Below are 12,927 nucleotides of genomic sequence, written 5' to 3'. Positions count from 1 at the left end.
AGTTATTGGTCATTATTACCTACGTAATATTAGAGGTTTATATGAACGAGTTATTAAATGTGACGCCAAAAGCAGTTGCACAAATAAAAAATATTTTCGAAAGTGAGGATCGATCGACTCAAGACTTCGGCTTACGCCTTGGAGTTATTGGTGGAGGTTGTTCAGGTCTTTCTTATAATATTGATTTTGATGCTCCTAAAGAGTCAGACAATATTATTGAACTAGATGGTGTAAGGATTCTCGTGGATCCAAAGTCATCGATCTACTTAAGTGGTATTACTTTAGATTTTAAAGACGGCCTTAATGGTAAAGGTTTTGTTTTTGAAAACCCAAATGCAAAGAATACTTGTGGTTGTGGTGAAAGCTTTAGTGTTTAGTTAATGACCGCTCAAGTTTTAAGTAATTTCTTTTTTTATGATAATCAATTTTCATTTGAAGATCATAAGGTCTATGCATTTATTGGTAACGAGACGAAGGACTATCTTCAGCGTCAGTTAACTGTTGACTTAAATGAAGTTGTAAATAGGGCATCTCTGGCCTGTCGCTTAGATCGTACAGGTCGAGTGTATTCTTTTTTCTACTTAATTAATAATGCAGATAGATACTACCTTGTTGTTAATAATGATCTTGCTCAGGCCACGATAGAAGAGCTTGAGAAGTTCATCATTATGGAAGACATCGAAATTAAAGAATTAAACAAAGTCGCAACTATTTCAACACATAAGAAAGACGACTTTGTCCCAGTAACTATATTTGATGGACAGGCTTATATTGGTTTAACTGATAAGGCAGTTGAATCAACTATTTCTAAAGAATTATTAGATAAGCTTATTACATTATCAGCTTGGCCTATTTTTAACTTAAATATTACTCAAAAGGATCTCGTGAATGAAACGAGATTGAATGAGTACGCTGTAAGCTATAAGAAAGGTTGTTTTTTAGGACAGGAAACTGCTGCTAAAATAGAATCTCGTCGTGGAGCTGCTCGCTTTCCTGTTTTAGTTGAATCAAGAATCAAACTTGAGGGTGATGAGTTAAGTGCAGAAGGAAAAAAGTTAAAAATTCTTAGTTCATATGAAGAGCAAGGTATGTTCTTTTATAGTGTTAAAGCACCTCGTGATTTCTTAATCAATGATCTTGATATCGATTCTAACATGAAGATCAAAACATATCCGATAGAGAATTTATCTGCGGATGGTTTAAGTGAAGTGTTTTTTAATAAGGCGGTAAGTCTATACCATAAGAAAGAAGTCGAAAAAGCTATCGAATTACTTGATATGGTAATAAGCTTCAATCCTCATTATGCTGATGCCTATGAATCAAAGGGCGTTATTTTAGGTAATAGTGGTGATCATCAGAAGGCCATTGATGTAATGGATCAACTCCTAAAAGTTGATGAAAATTCTGTTATGGCCCATACAAACAAGTCTCTCTATCTGATGAAGTTAGGTAAGATTGAAGAAGCTGAAGAAGAGAAGTCTCTTGCGACAGTTGCTTCATTCAAGCGATTTGGTGATGAGGCTAAATTTAAAAAAGAACAAGAAGAGCGTGAGCGTGCGGAAAAAGAAGACAGAGCTCGACGTTTTGATATGTTTAATAAAGTTTTGGCCATTGACGAAAATGATGTCGTTGCCAACTATGGCCTAGCCGATATTCATTTTAGTAATGATAAGTTTGATAAGGCCATGGGGCATATTGAGATTGTCTTAAATGAAAATCCTAAGTACTCAGTTGCGTATCTTCTTAAATCAAAGATTTTATTTAAACAAAAAAAATATGATGATTGTTTAAGTGTTATTGAGAAGGGGATGCCAATAGCAACTTCTCAAGGTGAGTTAATGCCCGCAAATGAGATGCAGGCACTAAAATCAAAAATTTCAAAATTATAATTAATAATATTCATTTCGTGCTGTTAGAAGTTCATTTTTAAGTTCTTCTACAGCACTAGAATTTAAGCTCTTCTCTAGAGCAAATATATGATCCCTGTGAGAATTAACCATTGATTTGAATTGTAAATATACTTCATATCCTTCAGGAGAGATGATCTCTTCTCTGTAGGCTTTCTCTAGATCTAGTTCACAGAATTGAAGCATATAGTATTCTTCAATAGCACGTTCTTGAATCTTGCTAAACTCAGCATTAGAGAAATCATGTTCTTCAAGTCGTGAAAGTGATGAGAATAGTTCAAGGGCCCAATAAAACGTCATATAAGCGTGATAAATGCCCCTAATAGGCCTTAGGGCGCGTCTCCATGGACTGTAGTATATTTTTTCTTCAAGCTCTTCTAAAAGCTCCTCTTGATTAAGATAGCTGTTTAAAACGTGGTGACCATTTTCATGAAGTAAATCATCCATTAAGTCCATATCATCGCGATCATATGTGTTAATTGACGAGTATCCAGGAAGAGTTTGCATTGAGTAGCTAACTATTCCTTTTTCTCGAATTGGAATAATGTTTTGTGTAAACTCTTTGAATACTTCAAAAAGCTCTGGTGTGTATTTTTGAAGGCGACGATAAGCTTTTTCAATTTTTATCGTCATCTCCTGAGCTGTTTCTTCTAATTCGGAATAGAAAATTATATTTAAATCATCTATTTTAGAAATAATTGCTGGCTTCTTTTGTGATGAGCTATTCAGCTTTGCCAAAACCTTATCTTCTAAATTATCAAAAATAATTCTTTGACCATTTTGATAAGCTGATAAATTATCATCACCGAGTTCAGGTACATTCAAATAAGTTAATTCGCTGTCAATATTCTCATCAATGTGAATCTTGAAGAAAGCAATAATATTCTCTTCTAAAATTGTTACTAGTTTTTTGGACTCAGCTAACAGGTCTTTTGAATCATTTAATGAATTTAAAAAAACTTTGGCCAAGTTACTGTCATGCCAGAAGTTAAAAATTGCGTCTTCAGATTCACTCATTTCGAATTCACCACCAACTTCAAATTCGCTATGATAAGAAATGATCTCAATAAGTGCCTCTATTAGATTGAACCAATAGAAATTAAGGTTGGAGTAGTCATTAAGCTTATCCGAAAAGATGGCCTCTTTATAAAAGCTTTGAAACCTTTGTGAGAGAAGCTCATTTTCATCTTCGTTCGCAGAAGCATCTTCACGATATAGTGCTAAACCTTCTAGGTATGATTCTTTAAAGGCATTGTTGTTTTCAATGAAATGATTAAAAGTGTTCATAAGAAATCCGTAAGTAAAAATTCATTACAGATATAACACTATATCAAGATAAGATAAATTCTTATGATGTTAATTCGTTTAATATGAATATTTGGGGGATTTAAAGCGGATACAAAAGAATGGCTGGGATGGCGAGATTCGAACTCGCGACCAATAGATTAACAGTCTACTGCGCTACCGCTGCGCCACATCCCAGCAATCTTAAGTAGTTAATTTTATAAACTCGTTTTTTCAAATTGTAAATATTTTCTTTTATGGGAAAAATATTTAGTTTTTAGTAAGTACTTGAATTTATTGAATCTCAATTAAAATTACTAAATTTTTTTTTTCAAAAACCGACAAGCATACTCAGATATTGAGGTAAAATAACGACTATGATGACTCAAAATAACCTTATTCGTAATTTATTAAGAGTGTTAACACCAGAGGAGGTCTCTGATTTAACGACTCTTGGTGATGCGTCTGCAAAAGATGCACTTACGGATTTATTACTAGGTCATAATCGCGGTGATAAAATTTCTTATTCACCACATGGCCTTGCTAAGGTTATTCCCTTTCCTGAGCGCTTTGAAGCTTCTGATACCCATTCAATTCAAGCTGATGAAGAGATTGTTACTGGTCCTCGTGTTGATCAGTTTATTAATCAATTTGTGACTAAGGTTAAATTTGAAGCAGGAAAAGTGCATCCTGGTGCTAAGCCTGTTGAAACGAGTACTTTTATTCTTGATCAGAAAGAGAAATTTAAGGCCGTATATACGAGATTAAAGAGTCGTGAAGTTTTAGATTTATATGCAAAGAATTCGGTAGTCGATCTTGAGCAAGAAAGAAAGAACCGAAGAGACCTGTCAAAGAATTCTTCGACAGGCGTCCTCGTTAATAAGAAACATTATTAATCAGCTAGGCCTTTAATATTCCCGCTTGCACTTGGAGAATCAATCTCGAGTGTAGCAAGTTGGTATACACAGTGATCAACAGTAGCAACTGCTGCTGGACGATAGTTCCCAGAGTTTTTTACACCACCAAATGGAAGTTTAGAGTGTGCTCCAACTGTTGCGCGATTAAGGTTTACTAAACCAGCATCAATATTATTAACAGCGTGTTTAAAACGTGCATGATCTTTCGTGAATACTGAAGCGGCCAGTCCATACTCTGTTGAGTTTGCAATATTAATCGCTTCATCAAAATCACTATAACCAACAAATGTAACGTTAGGACCAAAGATCTCATTTGCAAGGAAGTGACTCTTTGGAATTAACTTATCAGCATAGTGTATTGACGGAGAAACATAGTAACCTGGAGTTTCTCTCTCTAATTGCTTTCCACGCATTACTTCTTGTAAGCCTTCTCTTTTTGCCATGCCCATAAATAGTAGATACTGATCTAGCGAAGCTTGATCGATTAGAGGGCCCATAAATGGTTCAATCTTGTGGTCAATTGGGTGGTCGACAATAATTCTCTTTGCTAGATCATGAAAGCGAGAGATGAATTCATCTTTGATTGAATCATGAATTGCAACTAGTCCAGTTGAAGTACAACGCTGTCCAGCTGTTAAGTATGATCCTGTAAGTAGCTCTTCAATAGCATAATCAAGGTCAGCTGTTTCATCGATAATAGATGTATTTTTTCCACCTAGCTCAAGTGACACTAATTTAGAAAGATCAGTATGAGTTGTTTCAAGAATCTTTTGACCAACTTCTTTTGAACCAGTAAAGAAGATACCCTTAATTCTTTTATCTTTGATAATTCTTCTGGCTACTTCTCCGTCACCTTGTACAAGGTTTACGACACCCATTGGAAACTTCGCTTCAGCAAGACACTCAAACATTAATTGTGCTGAGTAGCATGTCTTCTCACTTGGCTTAAAAATAATTGAGTTACCAGAGATTAAGTTTGCTGTAATTTGTCCGTTTGCTAAGTGACATGGAAAGTTAAAAGGACCGATGATGAAGCTTGGTCCAACTGGCTTGAAGTAAATATGTGCATTTGTACCAGGTGCAATTCCTTCCATATTTTTAGTTTCGATTCTAGGAAGAGATGCTGATATCGTAACATCTACTTTTGCAATTAGAGCAGCAGCTTCAGTTCTTGCTTCCCAGAGTGGCTTGCCTACTTCAAGTGCAATTGCTGTCGCAATTTGTTCTTGTTTCGTTTTAAGAACTTCCTGATATCTTCTTAGAGCTTCAATTCTTTCTTCAATTGAAGTATTTCTCCAAGTTTGAAATCCTTTGTGAGCAGAATCGATAAGCTCATCAATATGTGCATAATTTACGTTTAAGCTCCAAAGTGTTTTCGTTGTATCACTTGGACATTCACGTGAAATAGTTCTGTCATTTCTCAAATTTGCCGAGTCATCAAACTTAACAAATTCGTTATTATAAAAAGATCCTTTTAGTTGAAACATTTCTTCTCCTAGATCGCCATTATTGTTTTAACTGCACCATCATCTAATCCAAATGAAGATGGTTCTTCTACAGTTAGTATATCATTATTTAAACTACCTTTTAGACAAACAACTTCAAATTCTTCATTGTCCAAAAGGACTAAGTAAAATTTAGGTGAACTTGTTTTACCTTTCTTGATTTGCGCTTGTTGAATTGTCTTTACTGGTTTGATGTCATCGAGTTGACAACGATAGTGAGGGCCACCATCGAATGGATCAACTTCATGAGTGTATTTAAATCCTATTGATTCAAGCATTCTTTTAACAGGTTCAGTGTCTGCACCAACTTTACCTACAGCATCTCTTGCTTCAATAGGTAAGAGTGTTTCGTAGATTGTTCCTGAAGGAAATAGGCTCAGAATAAACTCTTTGTTCTTTCTACTAAGAACATCAGCGTCATGATACTCCATGTTTAGAAAGCGTCTTCCAATCGCTTCCCAAAGAGGTGACTTCCCGTCAGCGTCAAACGGTGGCATTAGTTCCGAATGTATTGTTTCTTTAAATCGATCTCTATTAAGACCCATATAAAGAAAGCGACAGAAAGAAAGAACTTTACCTAGTTTAAAAGGATTTCCACGATAAGTTGGATCTAGGATTAAGCCTCCAATTTCAGTCGGCCCATCTGTATCATATCCAAGCTTTAAGGTACCGTGAATAAAGCCAGTATTGATTGATTCTGAAAACTTATTTTCTTGTCCCACTTTTAAGTAGAAGTGTGGCTCTTCTTCATCACCGTGTCTTGCGTGAATCATAGAACATCCAATTACACGTTGTGATTCAAGATCTTCCAGAACAAAAATATAATGATCTTTAGAAAGATTATCGCTTTTTTGTTTGAAAGATCTTAGTGAACTATCAATCTTTGAACTGATAATTTCTTTGTCTGGGGGAAGGTTAATAAATGTGTAGAGACCTGAAAGGTCATACAAGTCTTCTAAGTCATCTGCTCTTACGGGTCTAATCTTAAACATCTAGTCTTCCTATTTATTTCTATTTAATTTGTTCAAGTATGGTTGATTCAATAATTGTAATAATGTCATCAATATGTTCATCAGTCATTGCTAGAGGCAGTAGTAAACGAACTCTAGTCGGCTCTTTTCCTGCCATAAATGCAATTATTCCGTTATCAAATAATTTTTTAACGAAGTTTGATACTGTTTCAGTTGATGAGTCACCAACTTCAAATGCGATCATTGTTCCAATACCACCAACATAAGTAATTTTATCTTGGCACGAATTTTTCATTAGGTGAGTAAGCTTAGAAATGAATTTATGTTCAAGATCTTTAATTCTTCCATTTTCACCGTAGAAATTTCCTTCAGTTAAATATTTAATCAATCGACTTCCAGTTGAAAGCGCTGAAACCGATCCGTTAAACGTTCCAGCAATTAATCCTGGTTTAGGATTTAGTTCTTCACTGAAAAGTACTCCACATACTTGTAGGGCCTTACCAACAGAAACAATATCAACATATTGATCTAGTCCCATTGTTTGGAAAGCAAATAGCTCGTGAGTACGCCCAAAAGTTTGAACTTCGTCGACCCAAATATAAATACCTTTCTTTTTGGCCCATTTAAAAATCTCTTCATAATATTCTTTAGGACCGAAGATAAATCCACCTTCACCCTGAATAATCTCTAACATAAGTGCACAGTGTTGATTTGGGTATTTTGTTGTTACTTCTTCAAGTGCAGCTAAAGTATTTTTTAATGATTCTTCCGGGTTGTTTTGATCAAAGTGTGGAACATGATCAACATCAAGAGATTTTGGCATACCTTGGCGGTAACTAGCATTGTGAGTGATATCTTGTGTTGCTACAGAACGTCCTGCAAATGCTTTAGTAAAAGCAATTACTCTGTAAGCAGGGTCTTTCTTTTGCCAAACTAGTTTAAGAGCAAGATCGTTTGCAAAACTTCCAGAACCAGTAAACCAAAAATGCTTTAACTTACTACCTTCTACAGCTTTAAGTAGATTACTTGTTAACTCAATGGCCTGTGGATATGGTTGTAGGTTTCCACACATTACCGTGTCACCAAGAGCTGCTTCTAGGTGAGCTTTAATATAAATAGGGTGAGAGTGACCAAGAAGATTCGGTCCAATTCCACCAATTAAATCATATTTAACTGATCCATCAATAAGTTCTGAGAAAGGGCCATGTCCACGTCCAGATGAAACGTAATTAAAGTAAATACCTTTCCCTCTTTCTTGATTATATATTTTTAAAGTATCTTCAACTAAGTGCTTTTTACCTTCTTCTGGTCCACGAACTTCCATGAAGTTTTTTTGTTCTTTAAGAATTGAAGAAAATAGTTTATCAAACTGATCATTTATTTCGTTATTTCTTACGCCGTATTCCATATCCAACCTCTTTTTATGTGGTAGAATTATCACTCACTTGCAAACGCTACAAGCCAATTAGATAATAAGTTTATGTCAGATACTAGCACAGGAAATCCACTAAAAGAATTAGAAGACCTTTATAAAAATAAAGATTATGAGGGCTATAAGAATTTGTTGATTAAGAACAAAGATTTATTTGTCGACGCACAATATTTCTATAATTTGGGCACTGCATATCTCAAGTTGGAAGATATTGGCGCGGCCCGTTTAAACTTGGAAAAATCATATCAACTAGGTCAACAAGACAAACTAGTCACTAATAATATCAATTATATTAAATCGCAATATGACCTCGTGAGTCAGGATAGTAACTTCATTGCTAAAGCAATGGATATTCCTGGCACTTATTTTGTAAGTTTATCGTTGGTTCTTTTGATTGTTACTTTAATAATGAATCTTAAGACAAAGCTGCATAAGGCCATTATTTTTATCTGCTTTCTTATCGCTTTAACTCCAATAATTTTTAACAATGTGTATTTGAAAGGTAGTTATAAAAATGCCATTGTAATGAAGAACACTGATGTCTATGAAGGGCCATCTTCAATATTTGAACATAATCAAATTGCAAAGGAAGGACTTAGAGTCATCACTTCAAAGAAAAATGACAGTTGGTTTTTTATCTATTGGCCGAGCGAAGCTAAGGGCTGGGTGAAAGCTGAAAATATTGAATTCTATTAAAGGCCGGATATGACTGAAAAGTATTCAAAAGAAGATCGCATCGATATTAATCTCATTAAGTTTTTGTGGTCAATCAATCCTCTCATCAAAAGTAACAAGGTAACGATACCTTACTTATTAAGAGATACTGTTATCCTAAGAAGTTTAGGGGAGTTTGAATTATTCCAGTTGGCCAAATATTTTCACAGAAGAACATATGAAAAGGGTGAAGTTATCTTCAAGGAAGGAGACTTCGGTATAGGTTTTTATATTATTGTTTCAGGGCGAGTTGAGCTGTCAACTGAGAGAAATGGAAAGAAATTTCATGTAACGAATCTTGATCGTAAAGATTACATGGGTGAGATTGGCCTACTTGAAGATGGCCATAAGAGATCTGTTACGGCCACTGCGGTAGAACCATTAGAGCTATTAGGAATTTTTAAACCTGATGTTCAATTAATGATTTCTGAGAGACCTGCATTGTCTTCAAAATTTTTACAAGCAATGAGTGAGCTTGTTGTTAAGAAGCTTCATATCCTGGCCCGTGAGATTAGAAAACTTAAAGTTGAAAATTCTCATCTTAAAGATGAAGTTGTTAATTTAAAAGAAGAGATCGCTAAGAATGACTAGTAATGATCGCCTAAGGGCCATTATTTTTGGATTATTTGTCATCTCTTCGATGATACTTTTCTTTGTATTTCCGCGAGTCGCAACGCCACTTTTAGTTTGTTATGTACTTACCTTAATTCTAAATCCACTTCTGTTGTTTTTTGAAAGGTTTGGAATTAATCGAACTGCATCGTCAGCACTTGTTGTTATTTTACTTCTTTTTTTAACAATCTATCCAATTGTAAAGGTAACACCTTTAATGGTTAGCGAAGTTAATAATCTAGAAGTATATATTCCAAAAGTAGAAAGCTTTCTTAAGTCACTCTATTCGCAACTACAGGCATTTGTAGCGGAGCGAACAGGCTACCACTTAAGTAGTGGATATCTTCTTCAATCAATGAATTTTATAAAAGATGAATTCAGTGCTTTTGTTCTACTTGTACCAAAGTATCTAGGCTCGGCTTTAGAGTTGATTTTCATCGTTCCTTTATTTTTATTTTTCACATTGAAGGATATGAGAAATTTTAGAGAGCGTATAACAAGGCTTCTGCCAAACAAGTACTTTGAAAAACTTTATCACCTATCGTTTCAATTTAATCGCCAGATTGGTGATTATATTTTAGCAAAAGTAATTGAGGCCAGTATTCTTGGAATAATAATTTTTACGGGCCTATTTTTTCTCGATATTAGATTTTCTCTTTTATTCGGCTTACTGGCTGCGGTAACAAATATTATTCCTTATTTAGGGCCAGTATTTGGTGCTATTCCTGCATTTATTTTCATCGCAGCTGAATATGGAATGGGAACTCACTTTGGTGGAGCCCTTATCCTTTATTTAGTCGCTAACGTTATTGATATTGCGATTGTATTTCCACTTCTAGTATCGAAGATTGTAGACCTACACCCAGTACTTGTTGTTGTTAGTGTTATCCTTGGTTCACAGTTATTAGGGATCACAGGAATGATCATTTCAATACCTCTTGCGGCAGCAGTAAAATTACTTATAAATCAGATGCTTAAGGACGTATACGAAGAGCGTTATTAGCTTTGACGGGCCTTGCTAGAAAGTGCTAGAATTGCCTCTATAGGGGGCAATGTGCACAAACTCATTTCAATCATATTTATTCTACTGATGACATCATGCGCAGTTAATCGTCCGCAAGGAAGTACTGAAGCAGAGGTTCTCTACAAAGAAGCAGAGAGATTAGTAAAATCTGAACGCTATATCATGGCGCTAGAAAAACTTAATAAAATCAAATCTCAATACCCATATAGTTACTATGCAACTTCTGCAGAACTTATGCAGGCAGATATTCTTTATAAACAAGAAAATTATGAAGAAGCTGCAGCCGCTTACTTATTGTTTAAGGATTTCCATCCTAAGCACCCTAAAATGGATTATGTGACTTTCAAAATTGCCGAAGCATATTATAAGCAAAAGCCATCAACTTTTGATCGTGACCTAACTCCAGCGAAACAAGCAATTAAGTACTTCAATGAATTAAGAAGCCTATATCCACAATCCGAATATCTAAAAGATGCCAGAGAAAAGATTGATGAATGTTATAAAATGATTAAGGACAAAGAATTATATATTGCTAATTTTTATTACAAAACTAAAGACTGGCAATCGGCTTCTTTCCGTTATGAACAATTACTTGCACAGTTTAACGATGATGAAGTGAAAAGACTTGCGAGTGATCGCCTTGTCACTATTGGTCTAAAAGGTATTAGACCAGACCTATGTGAATTAGTTTTTAAAAATTATCGCTACTTATACAAAGACAAAGATCTTTCTAATTTAAAGAAAGATGTTAAAAAGTGTTTAGAATAGGGGACTTTCACCATGATGAAATCTTTTGAACAAGAAAAATTATCAAAGAAGGCAAAAGTCGCTTTTGAAAATCGTGAATATAATAAAGCGATTTCAATCTATAACGAGCTTTTAGAAATTGATGCTAAAGATGCTGATGCACTTTTTAATATCGCTAATATTTTTCACTTAACAGGTGAGATATCAAAAGCAATTAAAGCTTTTAAAAAGGTTTTAGAAGTAAGACCGGATCATACAGATGCAGCAGTAAGTTTATCAGTTCTCTACAATGATATTGGTCAATATGAAGAGGCGAGTAAGATTTTTCAGATTGCTTCTCAGAAAGTTAAAGTAAACTCGAAGAGTGCTGAACTTAACGATAATCATATCGATAGGAAATTTGCTATTAAGCACTATGAACTTGCTGATCTATATTTAACTTATAATCGCTACGATGAAGCATTATTTGAATATGGAAAGGTTCTTAAGCTCGATCCTTCAAATTTAGAAGCTAGAGTAAAGATGGCCAAGGTTTATGCGAAGAAAGGCTTCGTTAATAAATCTTTTGAAGAGCTATCAAATCTAAAGAATGAAAGACCTGACTATCTTCCAGGTAGAATTGCTCTAGGTGTTCTACACTATGGTAAAGGGGATATCCTAAGTGCGACAAGTGAATGGGAAAAGGTAATCTCTGTTGATCCTCTTAATAGTGAAGCGCAAATGTATTTAAACTTTGCAAAGAACGCAACTGAAACAACTCTTTAAAATTATCTAAAATTTAAAAATAAAAAAAGCACCATTACTGGTGCTTTTCTTTTATATGATTTCTTTTTGGGAAATTGAATTAAGCTTCTGCTGAGTGATCAACTGAAGTTTCTGTTGAAGAAGATTGCTCAACAACAGTTGGCTCAGTAGCAACACTTACATTTGTACGAACTGAATCATCAGAGTGGAAATTCATGATCGACTTTTTTAATGCATTGTACATTTCAAATTTAACTTCAAGCTTGTTGTCTTGAAGAACAATTTGACGAGCTTTATGTGAATCATTGTTAATAATGATTGGTGCCTTAAGGTTTGCAGACATTTGAGTTACATCCGTAGGAATCGTTAGGATTGTATAAACGCTTGCATTAGAAAGGTTTTCTAGTTTTAGGCTATTTAGCTCAGCCGGTAGTAGGCTTATTGAATAATCATCTTTAAAAATTTTTGGCTCAATGATTGGGAATGCTGTTGCACCGTCATCAGTTGATTGTAGCCATAGGATTAGAGTTTGATCGCCTGGATCAACAACAAAGAAATCCTTAAGGTTTTCAAAACCAAGAATACCTTCTTCGAACTTGATGATATCTTTATTGTTTACTTCTAATTCCCCAAATCGTGTTGTGCTTACTTTCACTGTCGTTCCTCCGAATTCAAGTTAAAGAACTTGATAACAGATTTTAGCAGCCGTAGGGGCAAAAGAGCAAGCGGAATTTATTTCTTGTTGCGCAACGCATCCGTTAAGTCACTCAGACTTTCTGGGCCAGCTTGGGAAGCTTCGTAATTTTGTTCCTGGATAGCTTTATAGACTTCTTCGCGGTGAATTTTCGTTTCTTTTGGGGCCTTTATACCAAGACGAACTTGTTTGCCTTTAATTTGCACAACGACAATCTTAATATGATCGTCGATCGCTATACTTTCCCCTAGCTTCCTTGTTAAAACCAGCATTTCACATCCTCAATTTTGAACCGTCCTGATTCATCAGGTAATGGTTCATATATTATTCATAACTTTAAAAATCAAGTAAAAAATCAACTAAATAAAAAAAAAGT

General features: G+C 34.8%; 14 protein-coding genes and 1 tRNA gene. 8 read left to right on the top strand and 7 right to left on the bottom strand.

Annotated features, from left to right (window positions below; translation table 11 throughout):
- Positions 1-41: 41 nt before the first annotated feature.
- Together ACMAYL_RS08825 and ACMAYL_RS08820 are read left to right on the top strand one after the other, a co-directional pair.
- A complete protein-coding gene (locus tag ACMAYL_RS08825) occupies positions 42-377 on the top strand; it encodes a HesB/IscA family protein (protein ID WP_103218670.1) in 336 nt (111 codons plus the stop codon).
- A gap of 3 nt (positions 378-380) precedes the next feature.
- Entirely contained in the window at positions 381-1,889 is a 1,509-nt protein-coding gene (locus ACMAYL_RS08820; protein WP_412470995.1) for a CDC27 family protein, read from the top strand.
- Here the strand turns inward: ACMAYL_RS08820 and ACMAYL_RS08815 are convergent, their stop codons facing one another.
- Together ACMAYL_RS08815 and ACMAYL_RS08810 are read right to left on the bottom strand one after the other, a co-directional pair.
- Positions 1,890-3,194: an aKG-HExxH-type peptide beta-hydroxylase gene (locus tag ACMAYL_RS08815; RefSeq protein WP_412470994.1), complete on the bottom strand. Its 1,305-nt coding sequence runs from the start codon at positions 3,192-3,194 to the stop codon at positions 1,890-1,892. It abuts the gene before it with no gap.
- Between the two features lie 120 nt (positions 3,195-3,314).
- A tRNA-Asn gene (locus ACMAYL_RS08810) sits at positions 3,315-3,389 on the bottom strand.
- Between the two features lie 179 nt (positions 3,390-3,568).
- On the opposite strand from ACMAYL_RS08810, the gene ACMAYL_RS08805 reads away from it, so the two are divergent.
- Complete coding sequence (locus ACMAYL_RS08805) at positions 3,569-4,087, top strand: hypothetical protein (RefSeq protein WP_412470517.1); 519 nt, start codon at positions 3,569-3,571, stop codon at positions 4,085-4,087.
- On the opposite strand, the gene ACMAYL_RS08800 is transcribed toward ACMAYL_RS08805, so the two are convergent.
- From ACMAYL_RS08800 to ACMAYL_RS08790, 3 genes are read right to left on the bottom strand one after another with little or no spacing between them, the layout of a single operon-like run.
- A complete protein-coding gene (locus tag ACMAYL_RS08800) occupies positions 4,084-5,595 on the bottom strand; it encodes an aldehyde dehydrogenase family protein (RefSeq protein ID WP_412470518.1) in 1,512 nt (503 codons plus the stop codon). The genes ACMAYL_RS08805 and ACMAYL_RS08800 overlap by 4 nt on opposite strands.
- An 8-nt stretch (positions 5,596-5,603) precedes the next feature.
- Positions 5,604-6,605, bottom strand: a complete 1,002-nt coding sequence (locus ACMAYL_RS08795; RefSeq protein ID WP_103218675.1) for an arginine N-succinyltransferase — start codon at positions 6,603-6,605, stop codon at positions 5,604-5,606.
- Between the two features lie 19 nt (positions 6,606-6,624).
- Positions 6,625-7,992 carry an aminotransferase class III-fold pyridoxal phosphate-dependent enzyme gene (locus ACMAYL_RS08790; protein ID WP_412470993.1) on the bottom strand — a complete coding sequence of 456 codons (1,368 nt, stop codon included), beginning with the start codon at positions 7,990-7,992 and terminating at the stop codon, positions 6,625-6,627.
- A 72-nt stretch (positions 7,993-8,064) separates the two neighbouring features.
- On the opposite strand from ACMAYL_RS08790, the gene ACMAYL_RS08785 reads away from it, so the two are divergent.
- The 5 genes from ACMAYL_RS08785 to ACMAYL_RS08765 are packed head-to-tail and all read left to right on the top strand — an operon-like array spanning position 8,065 to position 11,878.
- Complete coding sequence (locus tag ACMAYL_RS08785) at positions 8,065-8,712, top strand: tetratricopeptide repeat protein (protein ID WP_103218677.1); 648 nt, start codon at positions 8,065-8,067, stop codon at positions 8,710-8,712.
- Positions 8,713-8,721: 9 nt separating this feature from the next.
- Positions 8,722-9,321, top strand: coding sequence for a cyclic nucleotide-binding domain-containing protein (locus ACMAYL_RS08780; RefSeq protein ID WP_103218678.1), 600 nt, complete (start codon positions 8,722-8,724; stop codon positions 9,319-9,321).
- Positions 9,314-10,345, top strand: a complete 1,032-nt coding sequence (locus tag ACMAYL_RS08775; protein WP_103218679.1) for an AI-2E family transporter — start codon at positions 9,314-9,316, stop codon at positions 10,343-10,345. Before ACMAYL_RS08780 ends, ACMAYL_RS08775 begins: the two co-directional genes overlap by 8 nt.
- Positions 10,346-10,396: 51 nt before the next feature.
- Positions 10,397-11,134: an outer membrane protein assembly factor BamD gene (gene bamD / locus ACMAYL_RS08770; RefSeq protein WP_103218680.1), complete on the top strand. Its 738-nt coding sequence runs from the start codon at positions 10,397-10,399 to the stop codon at positions 11,132-11,134.
- A gap of 12 nt (positions 11,135-11,146) precedes the next feature.
- The gene (locus tag ACMAYL_RS08765) at positions 11,147-11,878 is read left to right on the top strand and encodes a tetratricopeptide repeat protein (protein WP_103218681.1); all 732 of its coding nucleotides are present in this window, start codon (positions 11,147-11,149) and stop codon (positions 11,876-11,878) included.
- A 79-nt stretch (positions 11,879-11,957) separates the two neighbouring features.
- On the opposite strand, the gene fliW is transcribed toward ACMAYL_RS08765, so the two are convergent.
- Together fliW and csrA are read right to left on the bottom strand one after the other, a co-directional pair.
- Complete coding sequence (gene fliW, locus ACMAYL_RS08760; protein ID WP_103218682.1) at positions 11,958-12,512, bottom strand: flagellar assembly protein FliW; 555 nt, start codon at positions 12,510-12,512, stop codon at positions 11,958-11,960.
- 77 nt (positions 12,513-12,589) lie between these two features.
- On the bottom strand, positions 12,590-12,823 hold the full coding sequence (gene csrA, locus ACMAYL_RS08755; RefSeq protein ID WP_021267493.1) for a carbon storage regulator CsrA: 234 nt from the start codon (positions 12,821-12,823) through the stop codon (positions 12,590-12,592).
- Positions 12,824-12,927 lie beyond the last annotated feature (104 nt).

Origin of the sequence: Halobacteriovorax sp. RT-2-4 (assembly GCF_047085445.1) — a bacterium.
Classification (GTDB): Bacteria; Bdellovibrionota; Bacteriovoracia; order Bacteriovoracales; family Bacteriovoracaceae; genus Halobacteriovorax_A.
The sequence above is the reverse complement of the archived record's forward strand: the minus strand, read 5'-3'. Positions and strand labels throughout refer to the sequence as shown.